Below are 18333 nucleotides of genomic sequence, written 5' to 3'. Positions count from 1 at the left end.
CTTGCGTCGGATCTGTGCAAGAACGAGTTGCCTGAAAATCACATAAATATTTGATTTATAACTTTATTTTTAGCAATGCCGAGATTGCCCGTGTTGAGCCGTCGAAGGTAAACGCACCCTTTCGAAAGCAAATCAAAGCCCTTGCCGATACAAACTGACAGTGGCCGCGAAAACGCCGCACTGCCAGCGCTATTTCTTGCCGAAACAACATTCGATCAACTTCCTCGCCGCATGGCGTTCGAACGTGGTGATCGCAGCTGAGGTTCGCCGTCTGCAGCCCACGGCAGCTATGCATCGCACACCATCGTCAATGCCTGCGGGCAGCGTGCTTGGCGCACCGCGGCAAGGCCGCTTGCCGCCGTCATGTTATGGTCATGCCGCACGTTGAAGACAGGGGTTTGGTACATGCGCATGGGTTTGGCCATCGATGCGTCCTGCGATCTACCGCGGGAGTTTTTGCAGCAACACGACATCGCCGTCATGCCTATCGCGGTACGGGTCGACGAATCCAGCTTCAAGGACGATCGAGATCCCGCTGAAATCGAGCGCTTCCTCAAACTCAAGCTGGGCAGCCGCAGCCATTCGGCCGAAACCGAGCCATGCTCGGTGGAAGACGTGCAGAAGCTGTTTCTGGACAAGCTGGTGCTGGAGAAGGACTGCGTGTTCTGCCTCACCGTCACCGCCACGCGCAGCCCGATCTACGACAATGTGGTCAAGGCCAGTTTCGCGGTGCTGAAAAACTACCGCAAGATGCGCGAACCGGCCGGTATTACCGGCCCATTCCTGATGCGCGTACTGGATACACGCAGCCTGTTCGTAGGCTCCGCCCCATGCATCGTTGAGGCCGTCAGACTGATACAGGCCAATGAATCGCCCGCCGCGATCCGCGAGCGGCTGGCCTATATTGCCGAGAACTCCTACGGCTACATGCTGCCGCGCGACCTGTACTACCTGCGCGCCCGCGCCAAGAAAAAGGGCGATCGTAGCGTGGGCCTGCTGAGCGCGGTGCTGGGCTCCACCCTGGATATCAAACCACTGCTGCGTGGCTACCGTGGCGATACCACGCCGGTCGGCAAAGTGCGCGGCTGGGAGCATGGTTGCGAGACTCTGCTCCATTACGCCGCCGAGCGCGTGCGGGCTGGCCTGCTGGTACCCGTGATGTGCACGGCCTACGGCGGCGACCTGAGCGAGCTGCCGAAGCTGCCTGGCTACGACAAGCTGGCCCAGGCCTGCGAGGACTGCGGCGTCACCCTGATGCAGGCGCCGATGAGCATCACCGGCATGGTCAATGTGGGCGAAGGCGCGGTGACCATTGGTTTCGCCGCGGAAGAACATCACGTCGAATTCTGATCCGGCGCGGCTTGGCAACGGTGCGGGCGTAGAATCGAGGGCATGAATCGCGTAGGCGCCCTTGTGATCTTAGCCACCGCGCTGTCGATCGCGCTTCAGCCGTTCGCGCAAGTGCGTGCGGATAGTGTCACCGTGTACAAGTGCCGTACGCCGCAAGGGGAACTGGTCTATCAGGGAACCCCTTGTCTGCGCGGTCAACAACAACAGACCCTGCAGCTGGACGATAGCAGCCCCCGCTCCGCACCGTTGCCGGAACCAGCCAAGTCCCCGCCTCCTGCGGCAAGCACACCTGCCGCACCTTTGCCTGCGCCGGTGCCGCGCACGCCGCCATCGGCGATGTACCGCTGCGCGCGCGCGACAGACCAGACCACCTATCTGAGTAGCAACGGCGATCCGCAGCCCTATTACGCGCCGCTGGCGATGACCGGCATGCTGCCAACCCCGCTTGGGCACATTACACCCGGCGTAAAGCCCAACGCCGCCATGGTCTCCAGCCAGTACGTGCTGGTGCAGGACCAATGCGCGCCGATGACGCCGCAAGACACCTGCTCGACGCTGCGTGACCAATACGACGAGAACGAACGCAAGCTCTCACGCGCCTTCAAGAGCGACCAGCCGCCCCTGCTCCAGCGCGAACAGGCACTGCTCGCCGAACTCAGCCACTGCTGAGCAAATTTTGCGCAATGTCATGCAAAGGGTTGGCGTGAAAGCTTTGTGAAGACTTGTCCACAGGCTTACTACCAGGCTTTCCCCAGTCAGTGTGGATAAAGTGCATGGGCTGGGATGGCAATCCCGGCATCGCTCGGGCTGCATGCATGGCCATGCTGGGTTCTGCAACCCAGCCTACGTGCTGCACGGAAAACTGACGTTCAGTAGCCGTAATTGAGAAAGCCGCCATCCACCGCCAGCACCTGGCCGGTGATATAGCTGGCCGCCGGCAAGCACAGGAAGGCGATGGCCGCGGCCACTTCCTCCGGCTCGCCGATGCGCCTGAGCGGTGTACGGTCCAGCACCTCATCGAGGTAATCAGCATCGGCCAGCGCCGGCTCGGAGCGCTGGGTGCGGATGTACCAGGGCGCCACCGCGTTGACGCGAATGCCATCGATGGCCCACTCGGCCGCGAGATTGCGTGTGAGCTGGTGCAAGGCCGCCTTGCTCATGCCGTAAGGTGAACCGGTACGCACATGCGTAATGCCGGAGACCGAGCCCACGTTCACGATCGCCGCATGCGCGTGCTGGATGAGATGCGGATGGGCCAGCCGGCACATCTCATACGCGGAAAACAGGTTCTGCTCGAAAATCGCGCGATATTCGGCTTCTGCGTAATCCAGCGTAGCCCCTGGGCTATTGCCGCCAGCGTTGTTGACCAGCAGTGACACAGGCGACTCCAGGTCTGCCACCCAGTCGAACACGGCCAAGCGATCTTCCGCCACGCTCACATCGGCGGCGAACGCCAGCACCTCAATGCCGGGGTAATCGTCGCTTAGCTCTACGCGCACCTGTTCCAGGTAATCGTCATCGCGCGCCACCAGCAAAAGGTCGGCCCCCAGCCCCGCCAGCTCGCGCGCAGCCGCGTAGCCAATGCCCTTGCTGGCGCCGGTGATGAGTGCGGTGTGATCTTGTAGCTGCCAGGCGTCGATACGGCTGTTCATGGGGCGCAGCTTACCTTAACGTCATGGCTTGTCCGAAGCGCCGGCCGGCGGGACACTTGACGCATGCCCATCGAGGTCGTGTCATGAGAATCGCTACCGCCCTGCTCTGCCTGCTGGCCCTTGGGGCCTGCAGCAACAAACCGCCGACTCCCCGAGCCGAACCCCAGTCCGCCGCCACCCAGGCCAGCGCCCCCTGGGATGGAATGAAGCAGGACGAACAGCGCGCCAAGGACGTGCAGAAGCTGGTCGACAAGCATGCCGCCGAGCAGGAAAAGCAGATCGAGCAACAGGCGCAATAGCCATCCGGACGTCTGTTCGTTCGTCGCGCGTACCACGGGACGTAGGCTGGGATGGCAATCCCAGCATCTTCAGTCAACCTGGAAGCTGGGATTAGCATCCCAGCCTACGCGCTGGCCCTGCTTTCCCGCGAAAACCCGGGCGTCCATTTCAAATTGACGCCCAGCGTGCCGAGTACGATCAGACCCAAGCCGATCATCTGCACCGGGACCAATCGATGGCCGTACAGCAGGTAATCGAGCAGCAGCGTCACCAGCGGATACACGAACGCCATCACCGCGATCGTCACCACCGGCAGACGCGGATACGACGAGTAGAACAGCACGTACACGATACCGCTGTGAATCACGCCCAATCCCAGCAGCCACAGCCAATGCGTCCCTCCATGCAGTGCGGCCGCGCTGGAAAACCATCCCAGCATCAGGACACCTACCCAGCACTGGATCATTACCAGCGCAAACGGCCGCTGCTTGCCGACTTTGCGCGACATCAGCAGCGATGCCCCGCACAACAACGCCGCCAGGAAGGTAAGGCCGATGCCGATCAGATAGGAGGAGTCGGCGCTGTGCCACATTCTCGCCGGATCAGCCGAACAGGCCACGCCGGCAAAGCCAAGCAAAGTCCACATCAGATCCACCGGCCGGGTGCGCTCCCCTTGCACCAGCGCCGCGAGGATCAGCATCACGAACGGAAAGAAGTGATACACCATCGTCGCCACGCCGATCGACGAGCGCGCCATGCCGGCAAACAGGCATACCCAGTTCAGCACCAGCAAAATGCCGCTAAGGATGGCGCCGCGGATCAGCACCCGATCCTGCAGCAAGCCGCGCAAGTGGCCGCGCACTAGCCCCCAGGCAAGCAAAAATAGTCCGCCGAACAGGCAACGATAGAACACCGCGGTGACTGCGTCCTGGCCGCTTTCATGGACGAAGACGCCGACCGAACCGATCAGGATTTCGGCAAGGAAGAGTTGGCTCAGTGCCGAGCGATGGTTTTGTTCGAGCATGGGTCTGTGCCGTATAGGTTGGCTCGAAGCCGCCGTGATCTGCCCCCTCCCCTACGTGTAGTAGGGGAGGGGGCGTGTCATGGCTAGCATCGAGATGTACGTTGAGTAGGCGCCATTCGGGTTTGCACCCTAACGTGCGCCGCTAACGTAGACTAAGCTGCTCGGCCAGCACAGACTCAGATAAGATCCATTTTGACCAGTACAGTTTGAGCATAGCCATGCTGCTTTACCAGCACCTCGCCAGCCAACTGCGTGCCCAGATCGCCCAAGGCAGCCTGCGTGCCGGCGAGCGCCTGCCCTCCATCCGGCAACTGGCGCACAGCCACGGCGTGAGCATCGCCACCGCCGTGCAAGCCTGCCTGCAACTGGAACGCGAAGGCCTGGCCCAGGCACGGCCACGTTCGGGCTATTTCGTACGAGCAGCCAGCCCACCCTTGCCGGCAACACTACCATCACGCAGGCGCACACCGGGCACGGTCAGCAACCCAATGCTGCAGGATGTACTGGACATGCTCGCGCGTAGCGATCTGTTGCCACTGCACAGCGCCACGCCATCGCTCACCCTGCTTCCGCAATCGGCCCTGACCGCTTCGCTGTCCCGCTGCCTGCGCCGCATGCCTAGCGCCGCGCTGGATTACGCGCCGCCGCAAGGCCATCTCTCCTTACGCAGGCTGATCGCGCAACGCTATGCCCAAGTGGGGGTCACGGTTTCAGCCGATGAAATCATCATCACCGCCGGCGCGATGGAAGCGATCAGCCTGTCGTTGCGCACCCTCACCCAGCCGGGCGACGTAGTGCTGGTGGAATCGCCGACTTATCACGGCATTCTGCAAGCCGTTGCCGCCTTGAAGCTGAAGGTACTGGAAGTGCCGAACCTGCCCGATCGCGGCATCGATGTGGAACGGTTGGAACTGCTGCTGCGGCAGCACCAGGTGCGCGCAGCCGTGCTGGTACCCAACTTCAACAACCCGCTCGGCAGCGTCACCGATGACGAAGCCAAGCAAGCGCTGCTGAAGAGTTGCGCGCGCCACAAGACGATCGTCATCGAAGACGACATCTACGGCGAACTGGCCTGGTCCGGGCAACGCCCAGCACCGCTGCGGCGCTGGGATCGGCACGGCGGCGTAATCACCTGCGGCTCCTATTCCAAGATCCTGGCCGCCGGGTTGCGGGTTGGCTGGCTGGTCGGCGGCGACTGGACCGATGCGCTGTTGCGCACCAAATACTTCTCCACTGTCGGCAGCGCCAGCCTGCCGCAATTGGCCCTGGCCGACTACCTCGAGCGCCACGATCTGCAACGCCATCTGCGCCAGCTGTGCCGGGCCTTGGCCGACAATGCGCAACGCATGCACGAGGCGATTGCGCGGCACTGGCCTTCATCCACGCGTGCATGCACGCCGCAGGGCGGGTTGTCGTTGTGGCTGCAATTGCCCGGAATGAATGCAAAGACGCTGTTCGATGAGGCATTACGCGAAGGCATCGGCACTTCGCCAGGCATGCTGTTTTCCAGCCGTGGCGAGTATGCCGACTGCTTGCGCTTAAGCTGCGGCCTGCCCTGGAGCGTAGCGCTTGATCGCGCGTTGCGTCGACTGGGGCAACTGGCGGATCGCGCATAGCGCGGTGGACCTGTCCTCGTTGCTTTTCGGGAAAAAGTGGACGTTCTCCGCGGAGGGAAGATGGGATACGTTCATGCACTCACCCACCGGAGGAATCACCATGCAGAAGATGGCCCTGATTGCATTGCTGCTCGCGGCACCCGCCTTCGCCCACGCGCAGGACGTGACCCGCTACAAACTGCCGAACAGCAATTTCCCCATCTCCGCAGCAGTGGAAATACCCGCCGGCAAGTCGATCGTCTTCCTCAGCGGCACGGTGCCGCCGGTAGTGGATCCCAAGGCGTCGAAGGATTCCGTAGCGGCCTACGGCGATACCAAGACCCAGACCATCGGCGCGCTCACCGCCATCCAGAAACAATTGCAGGGCATGCACTTGGGACTGGGCGATGTCGTGAAGATGCAGGTGTTCCTGGTGGGCGACGAGGCACACGGCGGGCGCATGGATTTTGCCGGCTTCATGGCCGGCTACACCCAGTTCTTCGGCACCAAGGAGCAGCCCAAGCTGCCGGTGCGTTCGGCCTTTCAAGTAGCGGGGCTGGCGAATCCGGGGTTTCGGGTGGAGATCGAGGTGATCGCGGTGCGACCCTGAGTTTCCTTCTCGCCCGCTGCCCCTGGAGAACGCGTAGGCTGGGATGACAATCCCAGCTTCCAGGCAGCATCCCGGTGCCGGGATTGCCATCCCCGCCTACGCCCGCTTTATTCCTTATCGTCGCAAGCACACGCAGGCTTTCGCATTAATCTAGCCACCTAAGTTTGCGTGACGGAAAGCATCATGGGGCTCTATCCACTGTTTGCCGATCTGAGTGGCCTACCCGTACTGGTGGTTGGCGGCGGCCACGTCGCGGAGCGCAAGATTGCTGCGTTGCTTGCAGCCGGCGCGAGAGTGCGCGTCGGCGCGCCTGCGCTCACGCCCGCCCTGGTGCAACAGGTTGAACAGGGCGAAGTCGAATTCCTTGCCGGCACTTTCCGGCCGGCATGGCTGGATGGCGCCTGGCTGGTCATCGCTGCCACCGACGATCGCGAACTCAACGCCCAGGTTGCAGCATGCGCAAGCGAGCGGCGCATCTTTGCGAATGTGGTGGATGATCCGGCCCTGTCGCGCTTCCAGGTGCCGGCGGTAGTGGACCGCGCGCCACTGATGCTGGCTGTTTCCACTGGCGGCGCAGCCCCCGTCATCGCCCGCCGTGTACGCGAAACGTTGGAAACGCAGCTCGATCACGCGTTGGGTCCACTTACCACACTTGCGCAAAAGCACCGGGCACGCATCGCGCGACGATGGCCGGACTTGGCGCTGCGTCGCGGGTTCTACGATTGGTTGCACGACGGACCGGTGTTGGCATTGCTGCGCAACGCCCGCTCCGACGAAGCCGAACAGGTGCTGCTGGAGGCGTTGAGCGCGCCTGCACCTGCTTCGCCAAAAGGTTCGGTGCTGCTGGTCGGCGCCGGCCCCGGCGATCCTGGGCTGCTGACGCTGCGCGCACTGCGTGCGCTCAATCAGGCCGACGTGATCGTACACGATTCGCTGATCAGCGCAGGCGTGCTTGCATTGGCCCGCCGCGATGCCGAACGCATTGACGTCGGCAAATGCTGCGGCGGGCAGCATACGCAGCAGGAACGGATCCATCAGCTGCTGCTCGACCATGCCCAAGCCGGGCGCTGCGTGGTGCGGCTAAAAGGCGGTGACCCGTTTGTGTTCGAGCGTGGCGGCGAGGAGATGGAGTTCCTGCGCCAGCGCGGCATTCCTTGCGAAATCGTTCCCGGCGTCACCGCTGCCGTGGCCTGCGCCGCCTACGCCGGCATTCCGCTTACGCATCGCGAACACGCGCGCTCGGTGCAACTGCTGACCGGGCACGACAAGGAATCGCTGCAGGCGATGGACTGGCCCGCGCTGGCCCAGGATCACCAGACCTTGGCCATCTACATGGGTGTGGCAAGGGTGGAGGAATTCACGCAGCGCCTGCTGCAACACGGCCGGCGGCCGGATACGCCTTTTGCCATCATCGAGAATGGAACACTGCCGCAGCAACGGGTACTGCACGGTGCGCTGCACGAATTGCCTGCACTGGCAAAAGAGCATGCCATTCATCCGCAGGCACTGCTGATCATTGGCGAGGTGGCGGCGCTGGCGCGCGATCACGCATGGTTTGGCAAGTCGGCGTGACGACAGCCATCAGGGAACTGCATGGATATTCGCGTCGATGATCTTTCCAGCACCGCAACGCAATCCCTGTTGCGCTTGCACCTGGCTGACATGCATTCGAATTCACCACCGGGGCAGGTCTTCGCACTTGATCTTTCCGGCCTGGCTCGAGCTGACGTAACGGTGTGGAGCGCCTGGCACGGCGACGACATCTGCGGCATCGGAGCACTCAGACAGCTGGACGCAAACTCGGGCGAAATAAAATCCATGCGCACCCATCCGGCTTATCTTCGGCGCGCAGTGGCGACAGCCTTGCTGGATCGCATCATCGAAGAGGCGCGAGCGCGTGGCCTGCGCCTCTTGAGCCTGGAAACCGGCAGCGGCCCCGCCTTCGAGCCTGCGCTTGTGCTTTATCGGCGACGGGGCTTCGCCAACGGCGAAGCCTTCTCGGACTATCAAAAGAGCGACTTCAACCAGTTTCTGCATCTCAAGCTATAGAGCTTATCCTTCGTGATCCTTGACCCTGACGCAACGTCAGGCCGCAGCATGGCGCTATCCGAGCGAAGCCTGGGGATGAAGTACCAATGAGATGGAAAGTAGGTGATCTGGCACGCCGTACCGGGCTGACGGTGCGCTCGCTGCACCACTACCACCAAATCGGCCTGCTGCGTCCTTCCGCCCGCTCGGATGCCGGTTATCGGCTGTACACCGACGAGGACGTGGAGCGGCTCTATCGCATCATCACGCTTCGCCGGCTGGGCCTGTCCCTGGCCGATATCGGCACCGCCCTGTCCACCGCTGAGGCGTCGCTGCAGACCCTGATCAACAAGCAGATCCGCATGCTTGAACTGACCATGGCTCGCGACCGCCGCCTGCACCGCCAGCTATGCGCTGCGCGCGAAACGCTGGCGGCTGGACAGCCCCTTGATCCATCCCAATGGATAGACGCCATGGAACTGATGACCATGTACGAGCACCACTTTTCGGCCGAGGAATTGAAACGGCTGCCGCTTTACCACGATGCCGATGCGCAATCCGAATGGAGCGCCCTGGTGGGCGCCGTCCAGACCGCCATCGACCGGGGTGCCAAACCCGGCGACGCGGACGTGGACCTGCTCGCCTTTCGATGGATGCAGATGCTCGACCGTGACACCGGCGGCAACCCGGATTTCCTGATGCGCCTGCACACCATGCAACAGGATGTCCCGCAAGCCCGCCAGCTCAGCGGCATCACCAAAGAGCTTGGACATTTCGTGGAACAGGCCACCCTCGCGGCACGCCTGGCGATTTTTGATCGTTACCTCCTTCCAGATGAGATGGCGCATATGCGTGAGAACTACGGCCGCGACATGTACGAGTGGCCGCCGTTGATTGCCGCACTCATCAAGGCCAGGGACGCCGGCACGCCATCGGATGATCCACACGTGCTAGAGCTCGCAAGGAAGTGGCTGAAGCTGTTCACCGCCTACGCCGGCAATGATCCGGCCACGCACGCCCGGATTCGCGAAGCCTACGCCAATGAGCCGGATCTTCGCAGCGGCAGCGGCGTGAACGAAAGCCTGTTTGGGTACGTGCGTGCTGCCATGGAAGAGCTGACTCGAACATCCTGACGTTGTCCTGAGCTGTTGGGTGCGCCAATCCGACATCATGAGGCGGTCCGTTTTCGCCGCATGAACTTCGTGGCGCTCGCCAGGCAGCGCCACGTCATCCGGACCCATGACAAATCCAGCCGATGCGGCACGCCCTCCGGCTCTATCACGATGCAACTCGAATCAGCGCAGCGGCTTGCGGAACTTCAGCACGAATTTGTCCGTGTGCCCTTTGATATCCGGCGCAAACACAGGCTTATCGTGCTTATCCTGGGGATTGCTGAACAATGCGCTCTGCGCCTCCAGCACGAAGCCCGCCGCCTTCGCTTGGGCAATGACCGTTGCCGGATCGATACGATGCAATGTGTTGGCATCACGCCCGCCTGAACCCGCCTCGGCGGCATGGTCAACGACGACATAGACGCCACCCGGCTTTAGCGCCTTGAACACGGCAGCGTCGAGTTCCGCCGCTTGGGCGGGGCCGGTGCTTCCGCTGACGCTGAAAACGCTGACTGCGCCGTAGACATCATGATAATTCTGCAATGTCCAAACCGCATCCAGAGGCGCGCCGACATCAAGCCGATCATAGGGGCGGATTTCGAGACTGGTGTTGCCGTTGAAAGCAGGGTCGGCAACCAGAGCCCGGATGGATTTGAGCTTCTCCGGCGATGCCTTGCTGGCATAGCTTTCAGGAACCACGGCGTACACATGGCCTTCGGCGCCAACCACCTTGCTGAAGATGCGGGTGAAATAACCCTCGCCCGGCATGACATCGGCGACCTTGTCGCCTGGCTTGATGCCGGCGAATACGAGCAGCGCCGCCGGCTTGCGGTCATTGTCGAGCTGCGTTTCGGCAGCCGGACGCGTGTTGTCGGAGAGCGCGTTGGTCACGTAGGCCGGCAATGGCACCGTTTGGGCATGCAGCAGGGTTGCGGTGCCGAGAACCAGAAAAGCGAACGCTGAAGTCTTTTTCATACCTTGTATGGCTCCATGAAGCCCGAAAGCAGTGATACCCGCATCGAACGATGCCGTGCAGCGTCTTTGCTCGTCATTCCGGCGAAGGCCGGAATCCAGTTCAAATACGCCGTGCGAAGCACTCAACATAGAGAACGTAATGTGTCCTTCGGACGCGAATTTGGACTGGATTCCGGCCTTCGCCGGAATGACGGCACGCTCTGGAACAGCATGGGCGTAAGCCCGATTTTTGCGGGAATGTGGCCGGAAAACGTGGAGATATATCAGGGTTTGCACTCCAACCTAAGGCCAAACACTGCACTCGTAAAGTGCTGCCTTGTTTATTTCAGAAATTGTAATCTTCAATGACTATCGGGAGACAGCGAGCAGAGCCCCTCGCGATAAGATTGAATTCCGGCCCAAATTTCATGGCACGTTCGCATGAGCATTGCGCCATGGATACCCTTTCCTGTAAACGTGCAAACTTTCCGCAAGGAAGGGCGAGAAACGATGAGAACCCTGTGCTTTACCGTAGGCCTTTTTGTCCTGCTCATTAGCGCAAGAGCCAATGCGTCGCTCTGTCCATCCCCCACCCAAATAAGCGCCGTCTCGGTACCCGGACATCCGTTTGCCGCCGTGGCGTCCCCTGACAATTGCTGGCTGTTCGTTTCCATAAACGTCGGCAAGGGAGGAGGAGCCGTCGCCGTATTGCGCAACAACAGCGGGAAGTTCGAGCTGGACCATGTGGCCCCCTTGAAGAGCGAAGCCTATGGCGAAGCGTTGTCCCATGATGGACACTTGCTGGCCGTCGCCGGAGGCAATGACACGTCCGTGCTGGACGTGCAGCGGCTGGAGCATGACGACGGCAGCCCCCTCCTTGGGATGTTGCACAGCGGCTCCGGCGCCGGAGCCGTCTATGCCGCGATCAGCCACGACGGCAAGCTGGCCTTCGTCTCCGACGAGGATTCGGCGCGCATCAGCGTATTCGACCTCTCCAAGCTGCAAAACGACGGCAGCGTATTGATCGACCACATTCCCACTTCCGGCTTTCCGGTGGGATTGGCTTTCTCACCGGATGGCCGTTGGCTATACGCAACCAGCCAAAGAGGGCCCGCAAGCATGCAGTCCACCTGCAAGCCGGAATTACCGAATGGCCAAATGCACCCGCCGGGCCTTCTGTTCAAGATTGACACAGCCAAGGCAGCAGCGGACCCGAGGCACGCACTTGTGGCTGGTCTACCGGCAGGATGCAATCCAGTGCGGGTCGCCGTTGCGCCCGATGGCAAGGAACTGTGGGTGACGGCGCGAGGCGATAACGCCTTGCTGAGATTCCAGGTTGCCAGTTGGCCGGACGGAGCCGGACAGGCCGGCGTGACGAGTTTGTCCATCGGTCCAAGTCCGGTAGGCGTTGCAGTACGCCCAGACGGAAAGCAGGTTTGGACAGCCTTGTCGAACCGCTTTGCCAAGGATGCAAAGGGGCAACTGGTCGGCTTGAGCGATCTGGAAAACAGCGCCCAACTGAAACGGATGTCCATCCCCGCTGACGGCTTTCCTCGCGAGCTGAGTTTTCTGCCGGACGGCCGAACCCTGATCGCCACGCTGTTTGATGCGAAGCAAGTGGAATTCGTGCCTACGCCGGATTGATAAACGTCGTTGCAGTACCAGCTTGGCGATGCAACGACGCTACCGTCAGAACGTGACGTTACAACGCCTTCGTCTTCTGAAGCATGCTCAGTATCGCCTTCACGACCAGATCAGGCTGGTCGAGCATCACCTTGTGTGAGCTGCCCATGGCAAGGACGTGTTCGCGGTGCGGATTGTCGCCGGTGAACTGTTTGTGCGCGTCCTGCCATATGCGGGCGCTGGCAGGGTCCTTTTGCCCTTTTTCCGCCACGATATCGATGATGGGAAGCGTAGCCGGAACGCGAATGGCGTTGATTTCCTTGGCAGTCGCCGGCATGGCTTCAGCAAAAGGAATAGCTACCTTGGCCAGCGCGGGTGCCTTTTCCCGAATCTCATCGTATTGGGCTCGCATCGCAGTCTGGTTTTTGTCTACCTCGCTTTTTGGCCAGACATTGGGGACAACGGCGTCGAGCAGAACCAGTCCCTTGATGCGCTCGTCCTGAGACGCCGCCACCAGGCTGATGGCTCCCCCGTAGGAGTGCGCAACCATCACGACGGGACCATCGACGCCACAGGCGGCCACCATGGCTTTCATGATGTGGACGTCGTTGTCGAGACTGTAGGGCACATCCGTATTGATGCTGCTTTGGCCTAGCCCAGCACGGTCATAGACCAAGGTCTTCACGCCTGCAGCCCGAATTTTCGGTGCGATGGCCGACCACACGCTGGAGTCGTTTCCGAATCCCGACTCAAACACGACGGTTAGTTTTCCGGCTCCCTCTTCATCGGCCCAGATCCGATTGCCATCGATATTCAGCAAGGAACGACTACATGCGTGGGCAGGATTGGATTCCTGCGGCGACTTGGCATAGGAAACTTGAGTTAGAGCAAGGGCGAGCAGTCCGGCGACGGCGAGACGTTTCATAGTTTGGGCACTCTTTGTAGGTGAGAACCGAGCCATCGGGTGTGGCCAACAAAGTTCTTGGATCCCCTCGCATGGCGACGGACACGCGTCGTGCCGGTGGCTTAAACGCAAGCTAGCATGCGTGCCCGTGGAAACGGGTGTGCCGGAAGTCGTAAGGAGCTGCGTGCCGACCGCCCATCGACGTCCCAGTCGCTTTCGTCTAGCCCAAATGACTAGTGACTCGCCGAGGAACGCGGAGATCGCCGCACTGGCTTCGCCGGAGATACGCTTCGGCGCCACTGGGCGCGCTGAATTTTCCTATCACCCAGAATGACGCCATACCTTCTAATGGCGGTGCCAAATGACCGTTCGGTCATTCCCAAAGGTTACAACGTTTACGCCACTGGGGATCACAATATTGTAATCAAAGTTACCTGACAAATCGTCATGCGTCAGCTCAAGCTGCACTATAACGGCAAGCGTGTCCCCCTCCCGGATAGTTTTGTAGCCACTCACGACAAGTGAACTATGAGCTGATAAGCCCGACAACTTTAGTGTATCGACATTTGCTGAGCGATCTTCCTGGACTTTGAATCCAAGAACGGCATTTCGTTCTAAAACTCTCTTGCCAATGCCAGCGCATGCAGCAAGAGCAAACAATACTGACGCCGTTGCAACGAGAGCCTTCTTAATCATGACCAAGCAACCCTTTTCGCTTAAACCCATTGTCAAGCATCACAATTGCCCTAAAGATCCATGCATTTGCCCACCATTTGCTGCAATTATAGACCTCTCGAGCGTCGACGGATTGCTATATGGACCAAAAGGATTCAAAGACTCGCCGGTCGCGGCTTTCCATGCCTTGGCTGCAAAAGACGAGCAAGGTGAAAGATAACGCCAGCCTTTTTTACCTTTTTTCTTATATGCATTTATCAAATCCATTAAGTCAGACTCTTGGTCATCATCCAAATGAGCGCTTCTTGATGCATCTCCATCACCTAGACCCCTATCGATCTCGATATCCTCATGAATACCATTACCCTGACCATCTGGATTATTCCCCCAAGTGCCATATGAAATCATTTCGTTCCCATTGTCAGGCGTATAGGTAATCCAACTATGACCAGAAGTTCCACCACTGCCGCTGGACCCGTCATGTAACCCATTTGAGTGAATCACAAGAAGGCCAGACAGGCCAAAGGGATCAATGAATTCCAAGGAATTGCTGCCTACATAAGCATAGGTAGTAATTCCGCCTTTTAGCCCGATTGGGTCACTTTCAATATACCGACCCGAGTTCGGATCGTAGTCGCGATTGAGGTTATAGCTGGAGCCTGTTTCTACGTCGAAATACTGACCGGGAAACCGTAAATTGTAGGTATAGCCGTTACTTATCGGCAACTGCTCACCCCACGCGCCGCCCTGGTACACCCAAGACCACACGGTATTGCCACTACCATCGGCGATGGCTCGCGGTGTACCCAACTCATCTCCCGTCACATAGGCAACTGACGTGGCAGTTCCCTGTGCATCGAGATTGGCTACCGGAATGTCGTCGAGATAGACGTATTCACGATTGGTTGCACCGTATTCACTCAGCAGTCGACTGTCCGCGCCGTAGTTGTAACGCTCCGCAGAGCTATTTGCGGTTTTAGCGACACGCTGCCCAACAGCGTTATAAGTATACGCAGCAACCGTGCTCTGATTCAGCTGCGCGAGCACCATTCGGTTACGCGCGTTGTAGCCAAACCCGTATGTGCTGCCCGCCTGACTGATCGCGGTCGTATTACCATTGGCATCCACGCTTCGCGCCGCGTTGCCCGTCGCAACTAATTGATGCGAGCTGGGGTTATAGCCGTAAGCGCCCGTGGCCAGGCCAATGCCCGTCTTGCTGAGACGATCGCCTGCTTGGTTATACGTCACGCTTTCCAACGTTGTGCCGTTGGCTTCCGTGATAGCCGTGAGGCGATACAGCGGGTCATAGCTGTACGTCTCGGTTGCTGGATTTGCCCCGGGACTATTGCCGATGGCGGTGATGTCTCCCATTGCATCGCGCGCCAAGTGCAAGGTGAACGCCGGGCTGGTGAGATCGGTCAGCCGGTAATTGGCATCGTAGGTACGAGCCACCACCTGTCCATTCCCCAGCGTGTAGCCGCTCACCGGCCCGAACGGCAGATAGGTCGCGTTGCTAACCAGAGTAGTGGTGCCACTCGAGGTGGTGGCGGTGACGCCGCTGATGTGGCCGTCCGCATCGTAACTGTAGGCCACTTGGTTGCCGCTGGGATGCGTGATGCCGAGGATCTTGCCGCCCTGGCTGCGAGAGTAACTCGTCACATCCGTGTGGCCGCTGACCGTCTGGCTCTTCTGGATCACATAGCCCTGGGCGTTGTAGCAGTACACCGTGGTAACGGCGTTTTCAACGACGCGAGTCAGATGGCCGATGGAGTACGAAGTGGTGCAGCCGGTGACAGTGCTGGGTTCGTCGTAGGTGTAGGTGATGTTCTGGGTGGTGTCGGCATAGCTGGCGCTCAGGCGACGATCCTGGGCGTCGTAGGTGTAAGTGACGGTGTTGCCGTTGGCGTCGAGGGCGGTCAATACGTTGCCGGCGACGTCATAGGTCTTGGCGGTGACGCCGGTATCGGGGCTCGTGAGCTTGGTCCCATCCGACAGGCCATCGTACTGATACGTGGTATTGAGGCCGCTGGGATCGGTGACCTGGGTCAGGCGATCCAGGGCGTCGTAGGTGTAGGTGGTCTTGGTGTTGGCGGTCTGTGCGGCCACCGGTACCGCAACGATGGCCATCGCCATACCAAGCGTAAGGCCGGCCAGCGGTTTCCTAACCATCATCGTGCGCGCCCCTATGTCCATTCGGTGCCCTGTTGCCTTGGTCGAGGTTGCATTCACAACGGCTGAGCCTTTCACTGCTTGTCCTTGCTTCATGGCTGGCTCCCTGTCAGTTCGCGCCGTTGTAGTTGTCGAGGGTCTGCACTAGGCGATTCAAGGCGTCATAGCCCTGCTGGCGCTGGATGCCCAGGCCATCGGCGCTTTGCACCAGGTTTCCGTTCGAGTCGTAGCTGTTGCTGGCGCTGGCGTCGAACACGGTGTGGCTGAGACCGTCCATGACCTTGGTGAGCTGACCCAGGGGGTTGAAGGTCCGGCTCAGGCTCTTGTGCAACGTACCCGTCGAGTCATAGACCTGCTCGGCGGTTTTATTGCTGGCGGCGTCCAGGGTGTACTGGAGGTAATTGCCTTGGGCATCGGTGATCTTCACCAGGCGGTGCGCGGCGTCGTAGCCGTAGGTGGTGGTGACGCTATCCGGGTCGGTGACGGTTTGCACCGCGCCATACGGTGTGTAGGTGAACTTGCTGGTGGCACCGCCGACGTTGCGCGAGGCAACCCAACCGCGCGGGGTGTAGGTCGTATCCGTGTTGAGGCCGTTGGCATCGGTCAGCCGGGTGACGCGGCCATCGGCGTCGTAGGAGGCAATGGTGGTGACGTGGCCAGCGGGGTCGGTGATGGTGTGCAGGTCGCCGGCCTGGTAGCAGGCGGCACCGGGGGTGCCGCAACTGGTCGCGCTGCTGGTCAGGTAATAGCTGTAGGTGGTGGTCTGGGTCGTGTCGGTGCGCGGACCGGTGGCGGTGAGCATCAAGCCCACGATCGGGCATTGCGTCGTATCGACCGCGGTGCAGTAGGTATAAGTCCAGCGGCGCACGCCGGCGGGGACGGTGCCGGTGTTACTGCAGGTATAACCGGAAGCGGCGCTGTTGGTGGGATCGATCTCGCATCGGGCCAGTGTTTGACCACTGCTGTTGTAGACCCACTGGCTGTTGCTCACCGTGTTGCCATTGGCATCCAGGACCGTGCGCGTGAGCGGCACACGCAAGGTGGTGTTCCAGGTGGTGTTGGTGGTGCGCTGACTGGTCGTACCCGATGCTTCGATTTGCTGGCCTAGCAAACCATTGACATCGTAGGCGGTCTTCGTGACGTTACCATTGAAGTCGGTAGCCGCCGCCGGATAACCGTTTGCATCGAGGGTTTGCGACTGGTACTGCTGGCCACAGGCTGTGCCACAGTTACCACTCATATTGCTGATGACAGCAGTACCCTGCGGGGCAACAAAGGTGGCGGTGGCTTGCTGGCCGAGCGGATACGTCACCGTAGCAGCCGTGCCACTGCTCGCATAACTTACCGAGTTCAAGTCAGCACCATTACCGTGTTGTGTGGAAATGGCGCGACCATCCGCCTGATAGTTAAAGGTGGCGTAACGCGCACCGTTTTCGTCGACGATGCCGGTTAGCTTGCCTTGATTGGATCCCGCTGCACTATAGGACGCCTCGTCATATAGATACTGGCGCGTTTTCCCGCCTGGATAGGACACGCTGGTGAGATAGCCCGCCGGGTTATACCCATATCCGATCACTCCTCCGTCGGGAAGGGTCACCGCGACGAGGTTCTGCATGCTGTCGTAGTCGAAGCCAAGGCTGCGGCCGCGAGCATCCGTGACCTTCCAAAGCAGGCCAGCAGCAAGGGCTATGCCACTGCTGGGAGACATTTGAGTGCCATCGGTATAGCTCAAGGTAACCAGAGGCCGACCGTGATCCACCATCGAAAGAAGGATGCCATTAGCCGAGTAATTTTCGGTATAACCCGTGTCTGCAACCAACAGCGTCCACGCGCCTACATAACCTTTACCGTCATCTATTTCAGTCAATTGGTCGTCGACATCGGCATCACCGTGCCAGGTTCCGCTGACCTTTTTTAACACGAGTTCGCGCCCATCGGGACGCCGCACGGTCACCTGAGTGGGCGGAGATGGATTGTTAGTGCTATTTGACGACGAACTGGATGAAAAGCTTATCGTCCGGTCATAGTTATTGAGCCATTGCAATCCGTTGTGCGACGCACGTACCTCACCCGCACTGTTGTAGTAGCGCAGCAGCGAAAGGCCATCCTGCGAAAAATCCTGCTCTTCCTGGTATTTGCTTCCCGTGGCGATATTGATGGGGTTGCCGACGTCGGGTGAATTTCCCGCCTTGTCGCAAGGGCACCCCAAATTCTTCGTCGGATTGTAGTTATCGCAGGGCTTATAGGTAGGACGGCTCTGATCCTGAGGTTTCCCCACGAATGATGTAGCCAGATCAATCGCTTGGCGTTGTTCGATGATGGAAAGAGGTGCGCGCATGGCGCAGTCTTCAAGGCGAC

General features: G+C 60.1%; 16 protein-coding genes. 9 read left to right on the top strand and 7 right to left on the bottom strand.

Annotation, left to right across the window (positions count from 1 at the left end):
* Positions 1 to 405: 405 nt before the first annotated feature.
* Together EKH80_RS20910 and EKH80_RS20905 are read left to right on the top strand one after the other, a co-directional pair.
* On the top strand, positions 406 to 1350 hold the full coding sequence (locus EKH80_RS20910; RefSeq protein WP_196240418.1) for a DegV family protein: 945 nt from the start codon (positions 406 to 408) through the stop codon (positions 1348 to 1350).
* Between the two features lie 63 nt (positions 1351 to 1413).
* Positions 1414 to 2019, top strand: a complete 606-nt coding sequence (locus EKH80_RS20905; protein ID WP_126686740.1) for a DUF4124 domain-containing protein — start codon at positions 1414 to 1416, stop codon at positions 2017 to 2019.
* Between the two features lie 200 nt (positions 2020 to 2219).
* Here the strand turns inward: EKH80_RS20905 and EKH80_RS20900 are convergent, their stop codons facing one another.
* Complete coding sequence (locus tag EKH80_RS20900) at positions 2220 to 3002, bottom strand: SDR family oxidoreductase (protein ID WP_126686739.1); 783 nt, start codon at positions 3000 to 3002, stop codon at positions 2220 to 2222.
* Between the two features lie 83 nt (positions 3003 to 3085).
* Between EKH80_RS20900 and EKH80_RS20895 the strand changes: the two genes are divergently transcribed.
* Complete coding sequence (locus tag EKH80_RS20895) at positions 3086 to 3301, top strand: hypothetical protein (RefSeq protein ID WP_126686738.1); 216 nt, start codon at positions 3086 to 3088, stop codon at positions 3299 to 3301.
* A 104-nt stretch (positions 3302 to 3405) separates the two neighbouring features.
* Here the strand turns inward: EKH80_RS20895 and EKH80_RS20890 are convergent, their stop codons facing one another.
* Positions 3406 to 4305, bottom strand: coding sequence for a DMT family transporter (locus EKH80_RS20890; RefSeq protein WP_126686737.1), 900 nt, complete (start codon positions 4303 to 4305; stop codon positions 3406 to 3408).
* A 218-nt stretch (positions 4306 to 4523) separates the two neighbouring features.
* Here EKH80_RS20890 and EKH80_RS20885 point away from each other — a divergent pair, with 218 nt between their 5' ends.
* The 5 genes from EKH80_RS20885 (at position 4524) to EKH80_RS20870 (ending at position 9671) form a co-directional block, all read left to right on the top strand.
* Positions 4524 to 5921 (top strand): aminotransferase-like domain-containing protein, encoded by a 1398-nt coding sequence (locus EKH80_RS20885; protein WP_126686736.1) that lies wholly within the window; start codon positions 4524 to 4526, stop codon positions 5919 to 5921.
* A gap of 100 nt (positions 5922 to 6021) precedes the next feature.
* Complete coding sequence (locus EKH80_RS20880) at positions 6022 to 6510, top strand: RidA family protein (protein WP_126686735.1); 489 nt, start codon at positions 6022 to 6024, stop codon at positions 6508 to 6510.
* Positions 6511 to 6693: 183 nt separating this feature from the next.
* Complete coding sequence (gene cysG / locus EKH80_RS20875) at positions 6694 to 8082, top strand: siroheme synthase CysG (RefSeq protein WP_196240417.1); 1389 nt, start codon at positions 6694 to 6696, stop codon at positions 8080 to 8082.
* A 21-nt stretch (positions 8083 to 8103) separates the two neighbouring features.
* On the top strand, positions 8104 to 8559 hold the full coding sequence (locus EKH80_RS24000) for a GNAT family N-acetyltransferase (protein ID WP_196240416.1): 456 nt from the start codon (positions 8104 to 8106) through the stop codon (positions 8557 to 8559).
* Between the two features lie 86 nt (positions 8560 to 8645).
* Positions 8646 to 9671: a MerR family transcriptional regulator gene (locus tag EKH80_RS20870; protein ID WP_126686734.1), complete on the top strand. Its 1026-nt coding sequence runs from the start codon at positions 8646 to 8648 to the stop codon at positions 9669 to 9671.
* Between the two features lie 162 nt (positions 9672 to 9833).
* On the opposite strand, the gene EKH80_RS20865 is transcribed toward EKH80_RS20870, so the two are convergent.
* Positions 9834 to 10901 (bottom strand): class I SAM-dependent methyltransferase, encoded by a 1068-nt coding sequence (locus EKH80_RS20865; RefSeq protein WP_230473862.1) that lies wholly within the window; start codon positions 10899 to 10901, stop codon positions 9834 to 9836.
* Between the two features lie 339 nt (positions 10902 to 11240).
* Here EKH80_RS20865 and EKH80_RS20860 point away from each other — a divergent pair, with 339 nt between their 5' ends.
* Complete coding sequence (locus tag EKH80_RS20860; RefSeq protein WP_158628914.1) at positions 11241 to 12248, top strand: YncE family protein; 1008 nt, start codon at positions 11241 to 11243, stop codon at positions 12246 to 12248.
* 58 nt (positions 12249 to 12306) lie between these two features.
* Here EKH80_RS20860 and EKH80_RS20855 read toward each other — a convergent pair whose 3' ends face one another.
* The 4 genes from EKH80_RS20855 to EKH80_RS20840 form a co-directional block, all read right to left on the bottom strand.
* Positions 12307 to 13152, bottom strand: coding sequence for an alpha/beta fold hydrolase (locus EKH80_RS20855; protein WP_158628913.1), 846 nt, complete (start codon positions 13150 to 13152; stop codon positions 12307 to 12309).
* Positions 13153 to 13476: 324 nt separating this feature from the next.
* Positions 13477 to 13827, bottom strand: coding sequence for a hypothetical protein (locus EKH80_RS20850; protein WP_126686731.1), 351 nt, complete (start codon positions 13825 to 13827; stop codon positions 13477 to 13479).
* A 39-nt stretch (positions 13828 to 13866) separates the two neighbouring features.
* Entirely contained in the window at positions 13867 to 16071 is a 2205-nt protein-coding gene (locus EKH80_RS20845) for an RHS repeat-associated core domain-containing protein (RefSeq protein WP_126686730.1), read from the bottom strand.
* 13 nt (positions 16072 to 16084) lie between these two features.
* Positions 16085 to 18333, bottom strand: a 2249-nt coding sequence (locus EKH80_RS20840; RefSeq protein ID WP_230473861.1) for a DUF6531 domain-containing protein, incomplete at its 5' end; no start/stop codon positions are given.

This window comes from Dyella choica (assembly GCF_003977665.1).
Lineage (GTDB): Bacteria > Pseudomonadota > Gammaproteobacteria > Xanthomonadales > Rhodanobacteraceae > Dyella_B > Dyella_B choica.
This window is presented reverse-complemented; position numbering and strand designations above follow the sequence as displayed.